The following is a 20,951-nucleotide window of genomic DNA, read 5'->3' on the forward strand; positions in this document are numbered from 1 at the left end:
TGTCGGCGATCGGCTCGTAGACCACCGCCGATTCGAGGACATTGTCGCCGCCTGCCATCAGGGCCTGGTCGAACGTGGCCAGCCAGCGCGCATCGTCCTGGACGAACACCAGATTGTTGAAGTTCACGCCATTGGCGAAGAAGCCCTGGATGCGCAGCGTCTGTCCATCCTTGAACTCGATCAGCAGGTCGTTGCCTTCGCGCGCATAGTTGGCGACGTTGTCCTTGTTGCCTGCGACCAGGAAATTGGCGGCACCCTCGGGCGCCGCGATGGTCTTGGTCCCGACGGGCACCGCGACATCGATGTGGTTTTGCAGAACTGCTGACGAAGCCATGCCTATCTCCTTGGGTCGATCGAGATTACTGCTCGCTATTGGAGATGCAGCGTATAAGTGATTCGCAAGTGGCGATATGGCTCTGTCAGTTCGGTAAGCGATATAGTGCGTGCGATTGATATGGTTTGCGTTTTTTTGATAATGAATCGCCTCGCAGTCATTAATACCACGGGGTGGTTTTAAAGAAAAAATACCCCTACGCCGGTAGGCGAAGGGGTATTAGTATTCGATTCTATTAATTCTGATTTAAACCGTATTTATTTGGCTGGCGACAATTAACCTCGACAATTGCCGTCAATCGCCGCGACGGGTCTCGGAAGGCGTTTCGCCGAAGGCCATGCGATAGTCCCTGGCGAATTGTCCGAGATGGCTGAAGCCCCAGCGCCGCGCGATGTCGGCGATCGACTGTTCCGCGCCGGCGGTCCGCAGGTCGGCGTGGGCGCCCTCCAGGCGCACCCGCTTCACGTAACCCATCGGCGTGAAGCCCTTGAACTTGGCAAAGCCCGCCTGCAGCGTGCGGATGCTGACGCGGGCGGCGTTGGCGATGTCGGCCAGACCGAGCGCCGCGGTGGCGTTGGCGTGGATGTACTCGATCGCCCGGCGCACATGGCGCGGCGAAGGGCCGGTATGCCGGCGCGCCATGTAGACCGAGTAGTTGTGCGGGATCTCCTTGAGCATGGCGAAGATCACGGCGTCCTGCACGCTCTGCACGATGTCCGGGGCGATGGCGTGCGGGCCGCCATCCGCATTGAAATAGCGCCGCGCCGCCCGCACCAGCTCGCCCGCAAAGCGCACGCCGGAAGGCACGCTGTCTCCCGCCGGCAAGAATTTCACGCGGTGCGGCACCGGGCGTTCGATCGACTGCGACAGCCGGCCGTGGAGGCGGGCCGCATCGATCAGGATGGTTTCGTAGCGGCCCGGACCGAAGCTCCAGGCGGTGACGCGCCTGGCGTCGACGACGGCCGTGCCGGCTGGCAAGGGCTGCAGCGCGTCCTGATCGGCCGCCAGGGCGAGCTGGCCTTCGGCGTGGGTGACCAGCACATAGCCGTCGGTCTGGCAAGGCAGCCGCAGGCAAAGCGTGGTGTCGGTGACCAGCGTATGCACGGCCATGCCGTCGAGATAGTCGATCTGGATTTCGAGCCTGGGCCGGCTGCCATCGGCCGCGATCGTGATGCCGGGATAGTGGCGAGCGAGCCAGTCCTGCGCCTGCGGGCAGCTGGACGCGATGATTGCGTCCGTTCCAATGCGGGTTTGAGCCATACGCCAGTTCTGTCCTGCCAAAAAACGAGCGCACGCCGGGACGGCGAACGCTACAGGCGATCCCACAAAGGGCCGCGGCAAAACCGCGGCAAAACGGGTTGGCTGAATCAGGCGATGGCGACAGACCGCGACAATGACCCTGGATATTCCATGGCAATGGAATATCCATCAATTGGCATGGGCTGCGCCCGGATGCCCCCCCGGAATTCTCTGGTCAAGACTGGCGCTGGAATTCGATCTGGCCGCTGCAATGAAATGACCGCGCGGTTTCGTCGAACTTCCGATTGCCGGTTGCTTGATTTTAGTTTTGTTTAAATCGATATTTACTGATAACTTAAATCGATTGTTATTAGAGTACTGCAGTTTTTACAAATTATGGTCGCTTCCAACGCACTTTTGAAAGTGCTTACATTTGTTTGCACTTGGTAGGGTGCCGGTAGGGTGCGCGCAGGGTGTGCAGGTAGGGCGCAGGCCGGTTGCGTCAGCGCAAGAGGAAAGGCGCGGAAGCGGTCAAGGCGCGCGAAGGCGCCTGCATTTCAATGCGTGACCGACTTCGACCACAGATTGATGACCAGCACGCCGGCCATGATCAGCGCGATGCCGAGCAACGCCGGCAGATCGAGCCGCTGGCCGAACAGCAGCCACGCCGCCACCGACACCAGCACGATGCCGACGCCGGACCAGATCGCGTAGGCGATGCCGATCGGCACGCTGCGCAGCGTCAGCGACAGACAGAAAAACGCGATCGCATAGCCGGTCACGACGACCAGCGAGGGCAGGGGACGGGTAAAGCCGGCGGCGGCCTTGAGGGCCGTGGTGGCAATGACTTCGGCGACGATGGCGATGGACAGGTAGATCCAGTGCATGGGATGGCGCGGTGTCGTGTATCGACGGAGCGCCAAGCATAGCAGCGGTGCCCTGTCCCCCCTTGCTGCATGGCGTGGCGCGCGGCAAGACGCACGGCGGCGATACGCCCCTGTGCGGCGCGGCTCAGCGCTGCTCCAGGCCGTGCCGCCGATGCCATTGCGCCAGCGTCTCCTCGGGCCACTGTGCGCAATGCACATGTCCCTTGCCGCTCGGCACTTCGACCCACGACGCCGCGGAGTCGAGCTCCGCTTCGACGATTTCCGGCGGGCGCGGCAGCGGCGTATCGATGGCCGACGCATGCGGATAGACGCGCTCGGGCTCGTCCGGGGTACGTATCCACAATGCGCTGCCGCACTTGGTACAGAAGTGCCGCTCCATCGGCGATCGCCTGGCGCGTTTGCCGGGTTCACGCATCACGGCGTGATAGATGCCGATATGCTGCCGGCCGCGTATGCGCAAGGTGTTGTTCAGCGCGCCGATGTTCGCGGCATAACCGCCCGCGCCCGCGGTCTTGCGGCAGATCGAGCAGTAGCAATGCAGATAGGGGTAGGGCCAGGGCGATTCCACGCTGAAGCGGACCGCGCCGCAGTGACAGGAGCCTTCGAGATGCATGCGACCTCCCATGGGGTAGGGCGAGCGTCGCCGATGCGTTTGCCCGCCGTTGCTGCCATTGGATTTTGCATGACATCGAACCCGTATTCGAGCCCTTGTTCGGGCCCTTGTGGGGCCTTGTTCGGGCCCATGCTCGCGCACTGGTTGGAGGCCCGATTCGCGCCCTATTCGAATCGCGCAGGATCGTAGGGCCGCGGATCGACGTAAGGCGTCTCGCCGTCGATCAGCTCGGCGAGCAGCCGCGCGGTCGCAGGGCCGAGCGTGAAGCCCTGATGCGCATGACCAAAATGGAACCACAGGCCGCGATGGCGCGGAGCGCGGCCCACCACGGGCCGCATGTCAGCCACGCAGGGCCGCGCGCCCATCCACGGTTGCGCTTCCACCGGCGCGCCGAGATCGACGAGGTCGCTTGCGTAGCGCTCGGCCGCCGCCAATTGCACCGGCGTCGGCGGCGCGTCGTGGTGCGCGAATTCCGCGCCCGTGGTCAGGCGAAGGCCGCGACGCATCGGCGCGAGCACGAAGCCGCGTTCCGCGTCGAGCAGCGGCAGCGACGGCATGCGCGCGCTGGCGTAGTGGCGGTGGTAGCCCCGCTTGATGAACAGCGGCAGCCGATACCCGAGCGGCCGTGTCAACGTCGACGCCCACGGACCCAGCGCAATGACGGCCTGGGCGGCCGACAGCGGACCGGCGTCCGTCATCACGCGCCAGCCGCTGCCGTCCGGCTGCAGCGTCGCGGCATCGCCACGGCGCACGATGCCGCCTTGCCGCTCGAACAGCGCGGCATAGCGTTGCACCAGTTCGCCGGGATCGCTGACGGTCCACGGGTCGCGCCAATGGATCGCGCCGGCGAGGCCGCCATGCAGCACGGGCTCGGCGGCCTGCAACGCGGCACCGTCGAGCACGGCGCAATCGAGGGCATGCTCGCGCGCCACCATCGTCGCCGTGCGCACCGTATCGTCGAACGCGCGTTGGCTGCGGTATGCCTCGAGCCATCCCGCCTTGCTGACGAGGTCCTCCGCACCGGCGGCGGCGATCCACTGTTCGTGTTCGCTGACGCAGTGCCTGACCAGGGCCGCATAGGCGGCGATCGTGCCGGCGTAGCGGTCCGGTGCCGATTCGCGCCAGTACCGGGCCAGCACGGGCAACAGGCGCAGCATCGCACCGGGGTGGTAATGCACGTCGTTGCCCCGGCGGGCGATCACACGCAGGATCGTCTTCCAGTCGCGCGGGAACGCATACGGCTGCACCGCCTCGCGCTGGATGAAGCCTGCATTGCCGTAGGAGGTTTCGGTGCCCGGCGCGGCGCGATCGACGAGGACGACATGATGCCCGCGATGGCGCAGGGCCAGGGCGGTGCTGACACCGACCATGCCGGCGCCGAGAACGAGGATTTCCTGTGACATGAGGGCAGCGACTCGCGGGAAACGTGGATCAGGTGGATGAGTTGGGCAGGTGGATCGGGTGGATCGGGTGGATCAGGTTCGTACCTGGATTTTCGCCGCGCCGCGCCTGCGTGAAGGCATGCGGCACGCGCAATATTCCGAATCCTCGATTGCGGTTTCGGCAATCACGAATGCGGAAACTCGATCAGTCCCTGCCGCAGATGGTCGACGAAGGCGCGCGCGGCCGGCGGCAGCTTGCGGTTGGCCAGCGTCTGCACCTCGATCTGCCGCTCGTTCATCTCGCGGTCGCGCAGCGGCACCGCGGCGATGGTGCCGGCCTTGAGCCTGCCGCGGATCGATACCTCGCCGTAGAAACAGATCGCGCCGCCGCCGGCCGCCGCGAAGCTGACCAGGGAATCAAGCTGGTTGCTGGAGAACACCGTCTGGTAGCGCAGGCCCTGCCGGCTGCAGCCAGCATCGAGCAATTGCCGCACGGAGCTGTCCTTGGGCGGCAGCGCCAGCGGATAGGTGGCGACCTGCGCGAGCGACAGTTGCCGATGCCGCGCCAGCGGATGGTCCGGCGCCATCACGGCCAGCACCGGAGCGGGGTGCCGCAGCTCCACGTGGATTTCCGGCTCGGGCAACCACGCCAGCGTGATGCCGATATCCGCTTCGCCGTCGCGGATGCGACGCGCGATATCGCCCTGCGGACAGACCTCGAGCTCGAAGTGAATGCCCGCATGGGTCTCGCGAAAATTGGCGGCCAGATTCGGCAGGAATTCGTGCGCGATGCCCTCGACGGCAGCGAGCCGCACGCGCCCGACGCGCAGGCCACGCAGCGCCTGGATATCGCCGGCCACGCGCTCGATGTCCTGCTGCGAACGCTTGGCGAATGCAGCCAGCAGCTCGCCCGCGGCATTGGGGACGAGGCCGCGCGCGCGCCGGTCGAACAGCAGCGTGTCCAGCTCGCTTTCGAGCTTGGCGATCTGCCGGCTGACGGCCGACGGCGCGACGTTCAGCTTGATCGCCGCATCCTTGACCGAGCCGGTGCGAACCACTTCGAGGAAGTAGCGCACCGCGGTCTCCTGCAGGGCCCGATAGGACATGGGATATCGAGGTGAAAAAGGGGAAAAGGGTCGCGGGCGTCCTGGGGAAAACCCGCTCAGGGATTGCGCCAAGGATTGCCGTTTCGGCAATCCACTGTTCGAAACATTGCGACGATTCTATGCGAAGTTTGACATTAGGATGACATCGAACCGACCCGCTTATGCCGGCGTTGCCCTGGATTCCTACGAGAGAGCATCCCATGCGTTCTTCCTCACCCGTCCGTTTGCTGTTTGCCGCCACCGGCCTGGCGCTCGTTGCGATGGCGCCGTCGGCCGCGTCGGCGCAGGACAGCTTCCCCGCCAAGCCGATCCAGCTGGTGTTGCCGTTCCCGCCCGGCGGCGCCACCGACGTGGTGGGGCGCATCGTCGCGCAGAAGCTCGGCGAACGGCTCGGCAAGACCATCGTGGTCGAGAACCGGCCGGGCGCCGGTACCGTGGTCGGTGCCAGCTATGTCGCCAAGGCCGCGCCGGACGGCTACACGCTGCTGGCCAGTTCCGGCACGACGTTCACGGTCAATCCCGCGGTCTATCCGAAGCTGCCGTACGATCCGCAGAAGAACTTCGAACCGATCGGCCTGATCGGCGTCACCGGCCTGATCCTGCTGGCCAACCGCGATGTACCGGTGAACAACCTGAAGGAGTTCGTGGCCGCGGCGAAGAACGAGCCCGGCAAGTACTCGTACGGTTCGTTCGGCGCCGGTACCACCGCGCATTTTGCCGGCGAGCAGTTGCTCAATCTGACGGGCGCGAAGATGCTGCACGTGCCGTACAAGGGCAGCGCGCCTGCGATGACCGATCTGATCGGCGGCCAGATTCCGTTCAGCATCGACACTGTGGCGGCGGCGATCCCGCAGGTGCGCGCGGGCAAGGTCAAGGCCATCGCGGTGACGACGGCCAAGCGCTCGTCGCTGCTGCCCAATGTGCCGACCGTTGCCGAGGGCGGCTATCCCGGCATGGACGCCAGCACATGGATCGCGCTGATGGCGCCGCGCGGCCTGCCGGCCGAGGTGCACGCGAAGCTGGAGAAGGCGCTGGCCGATACGATCGCCGACCCCGACACGCGCAAGAAGCTGGCCGACAACGGCATCGAGCCGTCGTTCGCAACGGGCAAGCAGGTCAGCGCGATGATCGAGAAGGAAATTCCGCAGATGCGAGCCATCGCGCAGCGCGCCAACATCAAGCTCGACTGACCCGCCATGTCCGACCAGAACCAACTGACTTCGCTGTCCGCCGTCGAGCTGCGTCGCCTGATCGGCGCGCGCCAGATTTCGCCGGTGGAACTGCTGGAGGCCTGCATCGCGCGGATCGAGCGCTATAACCCGCTGATCAACGCGATCACCGCCACCTGCTACGAGCGCGCACGCGAGGAGGCGAGGGCGGCGGAACAGGCGGTGATGCGCGGCGATACGCTCGGCCTGCTGCATGGCCTGCCGCTGGGCGTCAAGGATCTCGAGGCGACGGCCGGCCTGCTGACGACCTACGGCTCGCCGCTGTACCGCGGCAATGTGCCCGCGCAGGACAACACGCTGGTGGCGCGGTTGCGGCAGGCCGGCGCCGTGGTCGTCGGCAAGACCAATATTCCCGAGATGGGCGCGGGCGCGAATTCGCGCAATGCCGTGTGGGGTGCCACCGGCAATCCGTTCAATCCGAACCTGAACGCGGGCGGCTCGTCGGGCGGATCGGCGGCCGCGCTGGCGGCGGACTTTCTGCCGGTCTGCACGGGTTCGGATACCGGCGGGTCGCTGCGTATCCCCGCTGCGAAATGCGGGGTGGTGGGCTTTCGCCCGTCGCCGGGGCTGGTGCCGAACTCGCGCAAGCTGCTGGGATGGACGCCGATTTCCGTGGTCGGCCCGATGGGCCGCACGGTGGCCGATGCCTGCTTGCAACTGGCGGCATCGGCGGGCGAGTCTGCGGGGGATCCGCTCAGCCACGCGGTCGATCCGCTGGCGTTCCTGACGCCGGCACGCGTCGATCTGTCCGGGCTGCGCGTGGGCTGGACAGAGGACTTCGGCAGCTGCGCCGTCGATGCCGATATCCGCCGCGTGTTCCGCGCGCGGATCGCCGCGATGCGGCACCTGTTCAAGTCCTGCGACGAGGTCGCGTTCGACCTGGGCGACGTGCATCGCTGCTTCGACGTGCTGCGCGCGGAGAGCTTCGTCGCGTCGTTGCGCGACACCTACGAGCGCGACCCCGACAGCCTCGGCCCCAATACGCGCGCGAACTACGAGATCGGCGCGCGCATGTCGCTGGTCGACAGCGCGTGGGCGCAGGCCGAACAGACTCGCATCTTCCAGCGCTTCCAGCAGGCGTTCCGCGACTACGACGTGATCCTGTCCCCGACCACGCCGGTGTCGCCGTTCCCATGGACCACGCTCTACGCGGACGTCGTCGAGGGGGCGAAACAGGAGAACTACTACCGCTGGCTGGCGCTGACCTATGTGGTGACGCTGACCACCCATCCCTGCCTCGCCTTGCCCTGCGGCACCGACGAGGCGGGCATGCCCTTCGGCCTGCAGATTACCGGCCCGTTCCGCGGCGATGCACTGACGCTCGGGGTGGCACAGGCGATGGAATCGGCGTTTGCATCGATGCCCGCCTTGTCGCGCCCGAAGCCGGACCTCGACAGGCTGACGCCCGCCGAGCCGGGATTGCGGTCGATTGTTACTGCGCCGCCGGAGGGGGTGGAGACGGACAAGGCGGGGACTGGGACGGTGTCGGCCGTGTAGTGGGACCAACGGCCGGCAGAGCTGAAGCGCCGCGGCTAGGGCAGCCCATGCGATGCCTTGACGTCGGTGTTCGTTCGCTCGGTGCCGGAAAGGGAAACGTCGGGACGGAAAGGCGCGCCAGCCGTTGGTGCGTCTCCTCCGTCAGCGAAGCGATCAGACCGGTCCGGGCCCTCTTCCTGCCGTGAATGTACGGCGCGATGAGTCGGTAACCCCTGTCGTCCCCGCTTTCGAAGTAGCGGAATATCCAGTACGCAATCAGGTCCGCCATCTGGATGAGACGAGAGGCCTTCGAATCGAGGAAGAGCGGCACTTCAGCAAAGTTGCGCAGCTTGCCGTTGGTATGCCCCTGGTGTTTGAAAACGCGCGACAGTGCCTGGAGCTTTTCTTCATAGCTGTTCTTGTCGACGATCACGAGCCCTCGCTGCGCGTTGGAGCGCTTGGCCCGGTACAGCGACGTCAAGTACCGGTCGAACTCGCGCGCGACGTTCTCGAAGCTTCGTTGGACGATCTGGTCGGTCGCCATCGTGCTTTTCTCGATCACTGATGCGAACACCTTGAGTTTCAGTCGAGGGTCGGCCAGCAAGCCAAGAATATCGACTACCGCCTGCACTCGATCCGCGGGCTTGATGCCCTGCCATTCGTCCTTTCCGGTGCGCATTGGCGCACCGTGGAACTCTATGTTTCCAGGGTCGGTAGTGCTGAACCGCTCTGCAATCGGATCGATATGCGACTCAAGCCAGTGAGTCTGTCGCTCAAACACACAGAATCCGGCCAAGACGAAGAATTTCGTCGCCGGATCATGGACGTGGCCCGACTCATCCAGGTAGAGAAGATACACAGCGCACCTGCTAACGAAAAAGCGGACCGCTTTGCGGTCCGCTCAGGTATGAGGTAAGCCGAGTGGAGCGATCGTCCAACGCACCGATGTCTCAGCGCTCTCGACTATTCGGTCAGTCTAGCTTTGCCCTCAAGCGTCCGCAAGCGTCATCTACCCACAAGGCGATGGCGTAGGCACACAAAAATCGACGTTGGGTTGAAAACCTAAAGCTATTTGATTTGGGCTACAGAATTGCCTCAAGGGAGAGAGGCAGAGCATCTGAACATCCGAAAGTTCCCGTCTTGATGCGGCTGCTGGTCATCGCAGCGCCTTTCGACGTCATCAATGATGACTGAAAGTTCGCGCGGAATCACAGCGGTTTACTACTGGCTTACCATGTGGCCTTCGGCTTATTCCATTCGGAGACCAAGGTGGAGGCAGACAGCCACTGCAAACCTGTAGCAGACACACCAAATCCTCAGCCCCCCGGAAAGCTTCAGCACTTCCTAACCATGCTCGTCAAAGAGCGGGCCATCTGCGGCGCTGTCCTCACCATCGGATGCTACTTCATAGGCTCCACGTACCACTCGCGGTTCCTTGGTCATTTCCATTTGGATAGCCAGATGTTCCCGCTCGATACTGCGGGCTATTTCGTCCTAGGGGCACGGGCCGTCTTTAACTTCTGCGCCAATGCACTGGGGGCGATGAACAGCCAACCGGCTCAAACAGCTCTTTGGGTACTCGCGGTTGCAATCTATGTGGCTGGCGTGGCCTGGCTTTTCGGCACAAAGTCCAAGGGCGGCCCAGCAATTGGGAGGCGTTTCGAGACTGCGCGGCGCTGGCTTGAGAAGTTGAGCGAAATGCAGAGGCTGAAGGCAGTGATGCTGTGGGTCTTGATGGCGGTCCTTGGCCTGTACCTCATCCTTGCCTCCCTACTTGCCATCTTGCTGATAATTGGCCTGCCAGCCATTATTGGAGAGGTTGCAGCAAAGGCCGACTATCGAGATACCGTAAAGGCGTATGAGTCGGGGTGCAAGGCTCCCGGCCGTGTCAGGTGCTTCCGGCTGGAACAAGATGGCAAGCTACCAATCGAGGGCTTCATCGTTGCATCTTCGCCAGAGCAGGTTGCCCTGTTTAACAACGGCAGCATCAGCGTCCTCCCACTGAAGGACAACAGGCTTATATCGGTGAGCCCCGAAGCGAAGCCGTAACGGGCGCAGCAGCATCCAAAGCGCTGATTGTGGGCGCTAGTAGTCTCCACTCCCGACGATGCGAAATCGTCATGTATTCAATGCTATGCTCATTCGCTCCAAGCCTTTGATGTTTGCGGCTTGGCGTAGCTCTGAAGAACGAACAACAGCACGCTTTGGGGATTTCGATGGCTCTTCAATACCGGAATTTGGATGATGTAACACGCCAGCACATGGCTGCCGAGATAGCCGAAGATTTAAGGGGGAATCGGCTCTATCACAGCTCCCGACTGAATGGGGTGGGCATCGCTGGATGGGCTGAGCTTCTAGCGGAAGCAATGAGGACTAGCAATGACGCTTGGCTTGCGCAGGAGATTTACAGACGGCGCCTTCTGAATGCAATGGAACAGAGACACCACCGGGCCACTGGCAAGGTCTCTGTTGCCAAGGTCCCTGCCAACGCCCATGAGGTGCTGGCTGAAGGAGAGTTCAACAGGTTCTATATGCGCGGTATCTGCCTTCGCGCCATAGAATCAAATAGCCGTCCGGTCGCCTATCGAGCCCGCCACTCGGAGAACCCGAGACCGGAATCGGAAAGGATTCTAGGGCAAGGCTTTGAGCCCAATGCACTGCTCGCTGCGCTTCGAGCTGAGCCGTATGTAGAGCAGGCGCTGGGGATGCCTCCCGGCCCGAACTCCGGCCTGTCTATCTACTTGCCTGTCTAGTCGAACAGCTAACCCCTGTATGGAAGCCGGGGTAGTCTTCCTGGCCCCTTTGGTTGCGCGCGGCAAACAATCACTAAGCTGCCACAGCCCCGCCATCAGCTTGCCTTAGATACTGGTAGAGGGTCTTCCGGCTGATGCCGAGGTCCCGTGCAATCGCGGTCTTCTTCTCCCTGCCTCTGCCCGCTGCTTGAGCACCGCTACCTGCTCAGGGCATCAGCGATGCCTTACGGCCCTTATACACACCCTTCTCTTTGGCAATGGCGATCAAGGGTATGCGCCCTTTACGAGGACAAAGTTGATTCCCTCCGACATCCTCAGCATCGGATACGTAAAGCTGGATGATGCCGGGCACTGGAAGCTTGAGCTGGCAGGTGAGTTGAAAGCTGCGGGCTACACCGTGGACCTAAACAGGCTCATCTAGACGGAAAACTGATGAAGCGTCGCTGCCTACCCCCTTCCAGGGGGGGGCAGTGAAGCCCAAAGCTAACGTGTGCCAGCGCATCGGGTCCGGGTAGAATCACCCATCCCCCAATGGCACAAATAGAAAGAGGAACGGGCATGACGGCAAAAACCTGTTTTGTTGTAATGGCGATAGGCGAGCAGGAGGTCAATGGCGAAAAGGTTACGTACGACCAACTGAAGAGCAAGTACGACAATCTCATCAAGGAAGCTGTACTCAAGGCACGGCCGCAGCTTGAGATTGTGCGCGCTGACGAGATTTCACTTCCTGGGACGATTACTACCGACATTATCACCAGGATCATGCACTCCGACTACGTCATAGCGGATGTGACCTTCCCCAATCCAAATGTGTTCTATGAGCTTGGGCTCCGGCATGCGTGCAGGCCGGGAACCATTATTATCCGTGACCGCAGCGGGCCGCGCGTACCCTTTGACATCGCTCATCTTCGCTACGTCGAATATGAGAACACGACCTCCGGCCTAAAGAATTTGGCGGCAGATTTGGGAAGATACTTCGACCATTTTGACAGGGAACCTAATCGCCCCGACAATCATCTGCTTGAGCTGGCGAAGCTCACAAGCTATAGCTTCCCGAATTACAACAAGCAAGAAGAAATTGCGCCTGAGGTTCAGGCTATGATGGGCCTCCTTGAGTCCCCAGCCTTGGTTGAGATGTTCGTCAAGCAACAACGCGGAGAGCAGATTGACCAAGGCGAGCTATTTCGGCTGATCCTCACCAATCCGAGTGCAGTACAGCCATTCCTCAAAGCGATGGTACAAACTGGCGAGCTCTCGTTCAGCGGCCTCACCACCCAAAAGCGGATTGGAGAGAAGTAGGGCTAGCAGAAGGGCCGTCGATGCAAAACGCGGCCCCTCTTGCTGGCTATTTACGGGCCTCATTAGTCATCCTCAACATCTACGGATGCTGCGCCCAAAGCCCCAAGGGGTATCTCTATACAGGCAACATCGCCAGCACGAAGATAGACGTGCTCCCCATCGGAATCGCTGAACTCGGATTGGTGCCCAGCTCAATCTCTGCTTCGGCATCAAGACGAATTCCGCCCAACTCCCCCAAGTCCTCCGCTTCATCAAAGATGCTCGAAGAGTCTTGCTCGTCCCGAGATCGAGCGGCTCGCTGGGCCCTACAAAGGGTACTCTCATCGCCTCCCGCTCCGATGGCGGAGACTTCACGAAGAGGTCGAGAAGCAAATGACCGTAGAGCACATGCCTCAGGTTCAAGACCACTGCAGAGGCTTCGGAATGAAAGACAAGCATAGGTTCAGAGTTACTAGCAGCAGTGTCCTCCAAGTCAATCCGCTTCTCGATGAGCGAACGGACCTCCGAGGATACCCGGAACATCTGAGCCATGGCTTGACCTCGCAGAAGAACCTTGAATGTCCAGGTACGAGGGGCAGTATCAATTCCCGCCTCTAAGTACGCAGCCTTGCGGGCCTCATCGGCATCAACTGCTCCACGGCGGCTCTTGACGGTAGCCGCATTCCGCAAACCGGGGAAGAGACTTGAGGGCGGAACGCCGTAGATGTACGGATAGCGCGCGCCATTTCCAATCGAACTGGCACAGCCGCCTTCTCCACCCGCTGAATCTGCTGCTGACTGGTCCCATCAGCTCAGCCAGCTTGGCTTGAGTGTGCCCCACTCGTTTCAACGAGCCACGCGCGCAGTGGAAGGAGGCTAGAGGAAACCTTGTGAAGTGGCGCGCACCTTTCAGGCGCTAGGCGACATGGCTTTGGGGAATCCAAACAGACGGACGTAGTACCGTCAGAGACCGACACACTATCTCAAGAGCCTCTAAGGCTCTGTGTGCTGACAATGTGTGGTAAGCGAACACTCTCTGCCACAGGAAAGCCTTTTAATTTAATGGCTTACAGGCTCAGAAAAATCTGGCGGAGAGAGGGGGATTCGAACCCCCGATGGGCTATTAACCCATACACGCTTTCCAGGCGTGCGACTTAAACCACTCATCCATCTCTCCGGAAGCCCGCGATTATATCAGACTCCCCTGCAGAAGCCACAGTTTCGTGATGTGAGCAGGGGCGGGAGAGACGTGGTAGCAAGCAAGCGCTGTTACGCCGCTTTCCGGCGGGGCTTTGGCCCAGGTTCACGTTGTTCCTCTCGCGCCTGGTCCCGCTCGTTGCTGACTTCGATGACGATCCGTTTCATCTCGGAGGTCGCGAAACGCGTAAGCGCTTCGCGCATCAGCGGCTGGTAGCCCATCTTGTGATATTGGGCAATGGCCTTGTATTGCTCCAGCAGGTCCTTGGGCAGGCGAATCGAGATCGCCTGCATCCCCAGCGACTGATTCACCGAGTCCTGCAGGTCCTTGGGCGCAACGGCCACGTAGTGCTCGTCTTCGCCCAGCGTACCGTTGTCCCATGCCTCTTCGGTACCCGGGATCTTGGCGGCTTGAGTCATACCCTCTCCTGGTCAGTTACTTTCCGAACTTGTTGTAGATGGCCTGGATCTTCTCGGAGGCGTCGTATGCGGACTTGACGACGTTGTTTCCTTCCTTGTGGATGAAGATCACCTTGAGCAAGCGGCCCGCGTTGGTCTCCGCAACGAACCACAGCGTTGGCGGGTCGGTGGCATGTTCCTCTCGGGTGTCGATAAGGAGTTGGCCGCAAATGTTGGAGAGCGCCTCTCGCACCTCCGCCTCGGAAACATTGTGCTTGGTCCGCAGCTTCTCAATGATTCGAGGCGCGAGAACTATGCTCATGATGAGAGTGTATATACAGTAAGTGAGTTCGAAATAAAAGTGGCGCACCGTGATAAATACTTGATGCGCCATGTTGAGGCCTATTTAAGCACTTTGTCGGCCGATTTTCTTGGTCATGCTGCCGAAAAGCAAAATCTTCTGTATATACGCGATGCTCGCCGACTTCCCGGCCGGGCTCACCAACTGACCACCACCGCCTCCGCCGACCGCTGGTGCGGCCCGTGGTACACCGCCTCGACGTTGTTCCCGTCCGGATCCAGCAGGAACGCCGCGTAGTAGCCGGGGTGATAGTCGCGCTCGCCGGGGCCGCCGTTGTCGCGCCCGTCGGCGGCGAGGCCAGCCTTGTAGAAGGCGTCGACCGTTTCGCGGTCCTTGGCCTGGAAGGCGAAGTGGGCGTGGGAGATCTGGCCCGGCGTGCCTTCGTCGACCCACAGCTCGTCGGCGTAGAAGTAGCCATCGCCGTCGGTGATGTCGATGCCCAGCACGCCGAGCACCGCGCCGTAGAAGCGGCGCGACGCGCCGAGGTCGCGGACCTTGAGGTGGAGATGGTCGATCAGGCGGCCGCGTTGGATCTGCATGGGTGTCTCCTGGGTGAGGATTCGATGGTGGCAATCCGAGGCCGGTGAGGCATCGGAGTGACTTTATCGGCGCACCACGGCTGGGTGGCCGGTATCGAAGCATTATGGTCTCCGCCCACCCGTACGGAAGCGCCCGAAAAACTCCTTGACTATCTACCTAGTAGTAGATAAAGTGAGACTCATGGATGCGGCGCCGCAGCGAAGAAGAAGTGAAGCGGCACCAGTCCAACGCAACAACCCCGGGAATCCGGGATTTTTTTGAGTCGGGTTATCTATCTATTAGTAGATTCGACAGCCGGATTCCAACCCAAATCGATTCGAGCCGCGATGCGGCTTCCTGAAAGGAGCAAATCATGACCAACCGTACCTTCGCCAAGACCCTGTTGACCGCCGCCACCCTTGCCGCCGCCTTCGTGGCTGGCACCGCGCAGGCTGCCACCGTTCCCGCCGACAAGTACGGCTACGAGTTCCGCGCCGGCGAGCGCAGCACCTATGTCGACGGTGCCCGCAGCGGCAATCGCAACACCTTCGTTGACGGCGCCCGCAGCGGCAAGGCGGATCCGTACGCGGACGGGGCTCGCACCGGCAAGGCCGACCCGTACACCGATGGCGCCCGCATCGTCGCCGGCCTGGACCGCACCGGCGTGTCGGCCAGCCCGGCTCGCAGCGTGAACCAGTTCACCGACGGCGCCCGTAGCGGCAAGTTCGACCCGTACACCGACGGCGCGCGCGTCGTCGCCGGCCTGGATCGCTCCGGCGTGTCGGCCAGCCCGGCTCGCAGCGTGAACCAGTTCACCGACGGCGCCCGTGGCGGCAAGTTCGACCCGTACACCGACGGCGCCCGCATCGTCGCCGGCCTGGATCGCACCGGCGTGTCGGCCGAGCCGTCGCGCAGCCCGTACACGGACGGCGCGCGCCAGGGTCGCTTCGATGTCTTTACCGAAGGCGCTCGCCAAGGCCAGTTTGACGTGTTCACCGAAGGCGCGCTCGTCGCCGGCCTCGATCGCACCGGCGTGTCGGCCGAGCCGTCGCGCAGCCCGTACACCGACGGCGCCCGCCAGGGCCGCTTCGATGTCTTCACCGAAGGCGCTCGCCAGGGCCAGTTCGACGTGTTCACCGAAGGTGCCAACGCTTGAAGGGCAATACCGCAACGGCCGCTCGTGGTAGCGGGGGAGGGCATGTCATGAAAGACGCTTCGACTTCCCGCTCCGCCGGCCGGGGTCACCCCTCCGGCGCGAGCTCGACGGTCCGTGACAGGCTGCTCGAACACACGCTCGACCTGATCCGCAAGCGGGGCTTCAACGGCTTCAGCTACCGCGATCTGGCCGAGCGCGTCGGCGTCAAGACTTCAAGCATCCATTACTACTTCCCGACCAAGGAAGACCTGGCACTGGAAGCGGTGAACGCCTACAGCGAACGCTCGGCGCGTTACCTGGAGGGCATCGATCCGGCGCTGCCGCCGCTGGAGCAGGCCAAGCGTTACCTGGCGTCGTGGCGGCGCGAATGCAGCGGGCAACAGGTGTGTCTTGCCGGCATGCTGTCGACGGAGGCGCTGTGCCTGCCGCCGGCGGTGCATCACGCGCTGCAGGAGTTCCATCGGATCAACGAAAGCTGGCTGACGGCGCTGCTGGAGCGCGCCCGCGCGCAGAACGGCGGCGATGCGCAGCCGGCGATCGGCTCGGCGGCGCTGGCGCAGGTATTGTTCGCGGCCTTGCAGAACAGCCTGGTGTCCGTGCGGCTGTTCAATCAGGCCGAGCGGCTCGAGCCGGCGGCGAATCTGCTGCTGGCCGCGGTGGCGGGACCCGATGTGCCGGCAGGGTTGTCGTCGGCTTCGACCTCGGCCGCGGGCAACGCAACGAACGAGCCAAAGGCCGAGCCGCAGGCGCTCAACGCGGCGACGGCTTGAGCGCCGGTGCGTCGACGGCGCCGTGGCTCTCCGCCTCGCCGTCCTTCCCATAGCCAAGCCATCCCGCCAGCCGTGGCCACCGCGCCGCGGCGGCGCGGGCCGCCTGGGCTTCCTGCTCGTCGACATAGCGATGCGCGGCGAAGCCCGGCACCTTCATCGCCAGCGCCTCGATATCGTTATTGGGCCGCGGTGCGTGCCGCGCTCGCAGGCCGCGCCGCAGTCCGGCGCGTTTGCGCTCGCCGTCGCTCATTTGCCATCCACCCATACGCCGTCGGGCGTGCGCACCACGTAGCCGGTGCCGCGCTTCATCATCACGGTCGCCTCGTTTTCGCCGACCATGCGCGTTTGCGGCAGGTCCGCCGCGTATTGCGACGGCGCGGGGGCGCCCTGCCGGAACGGACTGTCGGCGACCAGGTTCGACAACAGCTGCGACAGCGCCAGATAGCTGCTCGGCGCGTGGATCGTCACCGGCCCGCCGGCGCCATTGCCGTTGCCCTGCGGATTGCCTGCCGCATGACTTGCCGCATTGCCACCCGCATTGCCACCCGCATTACCGCCCGCGTCGCCCCCAACCTCGCCGCCCGCCTTGCCACCCTGCAGACCGATCAGCTTGACCCCCACCGGCACATGCACGATCCGCGGCGTCGGAATCTCGCGCATGCCGGCGATCTGGTTGGCATCGCCACGCAGCGCCGCGCCGTGCTCGGGCACGAACACCACCACCGCCTTGCGGCCCGACTGCTCGATCAGCGCGATCAGCTTGTCGATATCGTCCAGCAGCCGCGTCAGCCGCAGCGGATACGACTGGATGCTGGTCAGCTTCGAATCCGGCAGGCGGTTGCCGTCGTGCAGCGTGACCGTGTTGTAGTACAGCGCCAGCGGTCCGCTGTTCTGCGCGAGTCGCGACTTGTACCACTTCTCCAGCACCGCGTAGTCGCCCAGGATCGGCGAATTGTCGAAGGCCCGCATTGCCGGCGGCACGCCGTCGACCGGCACGTGCGTGACGTTCGGAATGCCGATCTCCTTGTCGACGAAGCCGCGGAAATTGTCGAAGCGGCCATCGTGGTTCATCAGCACGCGCGTATCGAAGCCGGCCTGCGCCAGCGCCTCGAACAGATGGCATTGCGGCTGCGCCGGCGAGTACAACGCCTGGTGCGGCTGCTGCCCGCAGGTTGCGCGCAGCAGCCGGATCGCCGCCGGACCGCTGTAGCTGGCCGCCGAACTGAACTCGGTGAACAGATAGTCGAAGCGCGACAGCAGCGGATGGTTGCGTGCCTTGGCGACGTCGAGATCGTCCCAGGACAGCGAGCAGACATGCAGCACGATGATGTCGAACTGGCTGTCGGGCGAGGCGCTCAACGGCGTGAACGCGACCTGGCGCGAGGCCTCCTGCGTGCGGAACGCGTTCAGCTGCGCCTCGTTGTCGCCGACCTCGGCCGGGCTGTCGATCCGCATCGTCGGAGCCGGGCGCTGCGCGACGCGCGTGGCGGCGGCCCCGGTCGCCGCGGCGCCCGTCGAAGCCGTGCCGGCCCCTTGCCACAGCGGCACCAGGACCAGCGCGAGCAGCACGAAGGTGGTGACGCGCACCCAGCGGTTGATCACCAGATAGGTCAGCGTGACAACGATCGCGCCCAGCACCATCTGCGGACTGACGAAGCGCTGCAGCAGCTCCAGCAGATAGGCCGGCGTGAAGGCGCTCAGGTTCGAGAACTGCGAGACCACCCGCGCGAACGGCGGCAGGTTCGATTCGTGGTACAGCAGCGCCACGCCGACGACCACGGCCAGCACCTGGCGCAGCACGCGCAGGCCGCGGTGTTCCACCGGCAGCACCAGCCACAGCGCGAACAGCAGGTTCAGCAGCCAGCGCGGCTGCACCTGTCCGATCGCGAACAGGTAGAGCTTGGCGGCGAAGTAGAGGTTCCAGATTCCCATGGGGTTGGCGGTTCGGGATTGCGGTTCGGGGTGCGTGGATGGGTGCGTTGATCGATGCTATGACGTGCGATGGCGGTGCGAGGGCGTTTGCAACGACGGTGCGCGTGCCCGGACTCAGGACTGCCGCGTTCGCCGCCGCACCAGCGCGGCCTCGAGCATGTCGATCGCGGCGTCGTACAGGCGCAGGAAGCCTTGATAACCCATCTCGATGACCTCCTTGAGCCCGCGCAGCGGCGCGTCGCGCGGCTGGTCGTCCAGCCAGTCGATCCACGCGTCGGCACGGCCGAAGGTGCACTGGATCAGCTGCGTCTCGGCTTCCGGGCTCAGGTCCTGCATCCGCACGCCCAGGTGGCGGTTGACGTTGCGCGCCACCGTGGCGGCGAAGTGGTATTCGCGCGCACCGCGCGACAGGCAGACGCCGACGCGTTCGCCTTCGCCGAGCGCCACGTCGATCGGCAGCAGCAGTCCCAGGCCGCCCAGCGAATAGTTCTCGGTCTTGCACGCCAGCGTGGTGCCGTCCGGCAGCAGCAGCGTGGCCGGCACGCGCATCGGAATCCGGTGCGACACGCGCACTTGGCGCGCTTCCTTGGCGACGCCGATGGCCGCGCCGAGCATCAGCAGGTTGACGGTCGCCCAGACCATGTTCATCACGACCGTGCCGGGTTCCGTGGTGGTGCCCATCAGCAGCCGGCCCACGCCCATGCCCAGGCCCGCCACGTTCAGGGCGAGCAGCAGCAGATAGGGCTTGGAGATCGTCCAGTCCAGGTAGTCGTCCTCGATCCGGCCGCCCTTGGCCGTCACGTTGAACTTGCCGAGCCGCGGATTGATGAAGGCCATCGTGGTCGGCAGCACGATGTACCACGCCAGCACCGATTCGTAGACCTCGGCCCAGAACGAATGCCGGTACTTGCCCTGGATGCGCGAGTTGGTGATGTTGGCGATCACCAGATAGGGCAGCACGTAGGCCGCGATCATCGCCGCCGAGGTGTTGATCACGTGCATGCCGAACACCAGATAGGCGAGCGGCATCGTCAGGAAGATCAGCCGCGGGATGCCGTAGAAGAAATGCAGCATCGCGTTCGAGTAGCACAGCCGCTGGAACAGCTTGAGCCCCTTGCCGAGCAGCGGATTGTCGATGCGGAAGATCTGCGCCATGCCGCGCGCCCAGCGGATGCGCTGGCCGATATGGCTGGCCAGGCTTTCGGTGGCCAGCCCAGCCGCCTGCACGGTGCGCAGGTACGCGGTGTTGTAGCCGCGCCGGTGCAGCTTGAGCGCGGTGTGCGCATCCTCGGTCACGGTCTCGACCGCGATGCCGCCGATCTCGGCCAGCGGCGCGCGCTTGATCACCGCGCACGAGCCGCAGAAGAAGGCCGCGTTCCACAGGTCGTTGCCGTCCTGGATCAGCCCGTAGAACAGGCTTCCTTCGTTGGGCACGCGGCGGAAGGTATCGAAGTTGCGCTCGAACGGATCGGGCGAGAAGAAGTGGTGGGGCGTCTGCACCATCGCGCAGCGCGGATCGGCGATGAACTCGCCCATCGTCATCTGCAGGAAGGAGCGGGTCGGAATGTGGTCGCAATCGAAGATCGCGATGTAGTCGCCCTGCGTCACCGACAGCGCATGGTTGATATTGCCGGCCCTGGCGTGCCGATTGTCGTTGCGCGTCAGGTAGTGCACGCCGGCCTGCTCGGCGAAGGCCTGCATCTGCGGCCGCCGGCCGTCGTCCAGCAGGTAGATGTTCAGCTTGCCGCTGGGCCAGTCGAGGCTGCGCGCGGCGTAGACGGTCGGCTGCACCACCGACAGCGGCTCGTTGTAGGTCGGGATATAGACGTCGACGGTCGGCCATTGCGCCGGATCGGCCGGCATCGGCTTGGGCCGGCGCGACAGCGGCCAGGCGGTCTGCACATAGCCGAGGATCAGCACCAGCCAGGTGTAGGCCTCGGCGGCGAACAGCAGATAGCCGATGGTGACCTCCATCGGCGTGGCCAGGTCCAGCGTCTCGGTGGCACGCCACCAGATATAGCGCAGCGTCATCAGCAGCGACAGCGCCATCATCGTCAGCGTGGGGAAGCGCCCCGGGATCCTGCGCAGCACCATCACCGCGATCCAGACCAGCGCGAACACGGTCAGCTGTCCGCCCAGCGGCAGCGGCGTGGTGCACAGCACCAGCCCGGTCAGCGCGGCCAGCACCAGCAGCGTGGGCGCGAGGCCGCGCACGCGATGCACCAGCGCCGCCACGTGGGCCAGGCCGCTGCTGGCACGCATCCAGTCGACGCGCGGCAGGCGCGCCGCCAGGCGCCGCCGCTTGCGCGCGACGTAGCGA

18 protein-coding genes, 1 tRNA gene and 2 pseudogenes are annotated in these 20,951 nt (G+C 63.8%); 6 read left to right on the top strand and 15 right to left on the bottom strand.

All coding sequences use genetic code 11. The annotated features are described in order from the left end of the window. The 6 genes from AC6EI8_RS12875 to AC6EI8_RS12900 form a co-directional block, all read right to left on the bottom strand. Nucleotides 1-334: BapA prefix-like domain-containing protein (locus AC6EI8_RS12875; protein WP_498382090.1), on the bottom strand; the 334-nt coding region annotated here is incomplete at its 3' end. Between the two features lie 294 nt (nucleotides 335-628). Next, nucleotides 629-1,594 carry a helix-turn-helix transcriptional regulator gene (locus AC6EI8_RS12880; RefSeq protein WP_498382091.1) on the bottom strand — a complete coding sequence of 322 codons (966 nt, stop codon included), beginning with the start codon at nucleotides 1,592-1,594 and terminating at the stop codon, nucleotides 629-631. A 536-nt stretch (nucleotides 1,595-2,130) separates the two neighbouring features. Then, nucleotides 2,131-2,460, bottom strand: coding sequence for a DMT family transporter (locus AC6EI8_RS12885; RefSeq protein WP_149319773.1), 330 nt, complete (start codon nucleotides 2,458-2,460; stop codon nucleotides 2,131-2,133). A 124-nt stretch (nucleotides 2,461-2,584) separates the two neighbouring features. Beyond that, nucleotides 2,585-3,073 carry a GFA family protein gene (locus AC6EI8_RS12890; RefSeq protein ID WP_498382092.1) on the bottom strand — a complete coding sequence of 163 codons (489 nt, stop codon included), beginning with the start codon at nucleotides 3,071-3,073 and terminating at the stop codon, nucleotides 2,585-2,587. Nucleotides 3,074-3,237: 164 nt separating this feature from the next. After that, nucleotides 3,238-4,476, bottom strand: coding sequence for an NAD(P)/FAD-dependent oxidoreductase (locus AC6EI8_RS12895; RefSeq protein ID WP_498382093.1), 1,239 nt, complete (start codon nucleotides 4,474-4,476; stop codon nucleotides 3,238-3,240). 164 nt (nucleotides 4,477-4,640) lie between these two features. Further along, nucleotides 4,641-5,561 carry a LysR family transcriptional regulator gene (locus AC6EI8_RS12900; RefSeq protein ID WP_498382094.1) on the bottom strand — a complete coding sequence of 307 codons (921 nt, stop codon included), beginning with the start codon at nucleotides 5,559-5,561 and terminating at the stop codon, nucleotides 4,641-4,643. A gap of 260 nt (nucleotides 5,562-5,821) precedes the next feature. On the opposite strand from AC6EI8_RS12900, the gene AC6EI8_RS12905 reads away from it, so the two are divergent. Further along, nucleotides 5,822-6,751, top strand: coding sequence for a Bug family tripartite tricarboxylate transporter substrate binding protein (locus tag AC6EI8_RS12905; protein ID WP_498382102.1), 930 nt, complete (start codon nucleotides 5,822-5,824; stop codon nucleotides 6,749-6,751). 6 nt (nucleotides 6,752-6,757) lie between these two features. Further along, nucleotides 6,758-8,287 (top strand): amidase, encoded by a 1,530-nt coding sequence (locus AC6EI8_RS12910; protein WP_498382095.1) that lies wholly within the window; start codon nucleotides 6,758-6,760, stop codon nucleotides 8,285-8,287. Here the strand turns inward: AC6EI8_RS12910 and AC6EI8_RS12915 are convergent. Further along, complete coding sequence (locus AC6EI8_RS12915; protein ID WP_498382096.1) at nucleotides 8,223-9,125, bottom strand: DUF3800 domain-containing protein; 903 nt, start codon at nucleotides 9,123-9,125, stop codon at nucleotides 8,223-8,225. The two genes, AC6EI8_RS12910 and AC6EI8_RS12915, sit on opposite strands and share 65 nt — an antisense overlap. A gap of 491 nt (nucleotides 9,126-9,616) precedes the next feature. On the opposite strand from AC6EI8_RS12915, the gene AC6EI8_RS12920 reads away from it, so the two are divergent. Continuing rightward, a complete protein-coding gene (locus AC6EI8_RS12920) occupies nucleotides 9,617-10,315 on the top strand; it encodes a hypothetical protein (protein WP_498382097.1) in 699 nt (232 codons plus the stop codon). Between the two features lie 777 nt (nucleotides 10,316-11,092). On the opposite strand, the pseudogene AC6EI8_RS12925 reads toward AC6EI8_RS12920, so the two are convergent. After that, nucleotides 11,093-11,188, bottom strand: a pseudogene (locus AC6EI8_RS12925) (helix-turn-helix domain-containing protein); the annotation flags it as partial. 389 nt (nucleotides 11,189-11,577) lie between these two features. Here AC6EI8_RS12925 and AC6EI8_RS12930 point away from each other — a divergent pair. Then, complete coding sequence (locus AC6EI8_RS12930) at nucleotides 11,578-12,318, top strand: hypothetical protein (protein WP_498382098.1); 741 nt, start codon at nucleotides 11,578-11,580, stop codon at nucleotides 12,316-12,318. A gap of 1,065 nt (nucleotides 12,319-13,383) precedes the next feature. On the opposite strand, the gene AC6EI8_RS12935 is transcribed toward AC6EI8_RS12930, so the two are convergent. The 4 genes from AC6EI8_RS12935 to AC6EI8_RS12950 all read right to left on the bottom strand — a co-directional run bounded on the left by AC6EI8_RS12935 (nucleotide 13,384) and on the right by AC6EI8_RS12950 (nucleotide 14,793). Next, a tRNA-Ser gene (locus tag AC6EI8_RS12935) sits at nucleotides 13,384-13,474 on the bottom strand. Nucleotides 13,475-13,566: 92 nt separating this feature from the next. Further along, on the bottom strand, nucleotides 13,567-13,914 hold the full coding sequence (locus tag AC6EI8_RS12940; RefSeq protein ID WP_226107585.1) for a BrnA antitoxin family protein: 348 nt from the start codon (nucleotides 13,912-13,914) through the stop codon (nucleotides 13,567-13,569). Between the two features lie 16 nt (nucleotides 13,915-13,930). Then, nucleotides 13,931-14,287 (bottom strand): ADP-ribosyl-(dinitrogen reductase) hydrolase, encoded by a 357-nt coding sequence (locus AC6EI8_RS12945; protein WP_498382099.1) that lies wholly within the window; start codon nucleotides 14,285-14,287, stop codon nucleotides 13,931-13,933. 104 nt (nucleotides 14,288-14,391) lie between these two features. After that, nucleotides 14,392-14,793 (bottom strand): VOC family protein, encoded by a 402-nt coding sequence (locus AC6EI8_RS12950; RefSeq protein WP_150082672.1) that lies wholly within the window; start codon nucleotides 14,791-14,793, stop codon nucleotides 14,392-14,394. Between the two features lie 353 nt (nucleotides 14,794-15,146). Between AC6EI8_RS12950 and AC6EI8_RS12955 the strand changes: the two are divergent. Both AC6EI8_RS12955 and AC6EI8_RS12960 read left to right on the top strand, forming a co-directional pair. After that, nucleotides 15,147-15,743 (top strand): annotated as a pseudogene (locus tag AC6EI8_RS12955) (copper resistance protein CopQ); the annotation flags it as partial. Nucleotides 15,744-15,976: 233 nt separating this feature from the next. Further along, complete coding sequence (locus tag AC6EI8_RS12960) at nucleotides 15,977-16,699, top strand: TetR/AcrR family transcriptional regulator (RefSeq protein ID WP_149319781.1); 723 nt, start codon at nucleotides 15,977-15,979, stop codon at nucleotides 16,697-16,699. On the opposite strand, the gene AC6EI8_RS12965 is transcribed toward AC6EI8_RS12960, so the two are convergent. The 3 genes from AC6EI8_RS12965 to bcsA form a co-directional block, all read right to left on the bottom strand. Beyond that, complete coding sequence (locus AC6EI8_RS12965; RefSeq protein ID WP_149319782.1) at nucleotides 16,680-16,949, bottom strand: hypothetical protein; 270 nt, start codon at nucleotides 16,947-16,949, stop codon at nucleotides 16,680-16,682. The two genes, AC6EI8_RS12960 and AC6EI8_RS12965, sit on opposite strands and share 20 nt — an antisense overlap. Beyond that, nucleotides 16,946-18,631: a cellulose biosynthesis protein BcsG gene (gene bcsG, locus AC6EI8_RS12970; protein ID WP_498382100.1), complete on the bottom strand. Its 1,686-nt coding sequence runs from the start codon at nucleotides 18,629-18,631 to the stop codon at nucleotides 16,946-16,948. Before bcsG ends, AC6EI8_RS12965 begins: the two co-directional genes overlap by 4 nt. Before the next feature lie 114 nt (nucleotides 18,632-18,745). Next, the coding region (gene bcsA / locus AC6EI8_RS12975; protein ID WP_498382101.1) for a UDP-forming cellulose synthase catalytic subunit at nucleotides 18,746-20,951 on the bottom strand (2,206 nt) is incomplete at its 5' end.

The organism is Cupriavidus sp. R6-3, assembly GCF_059772245.1.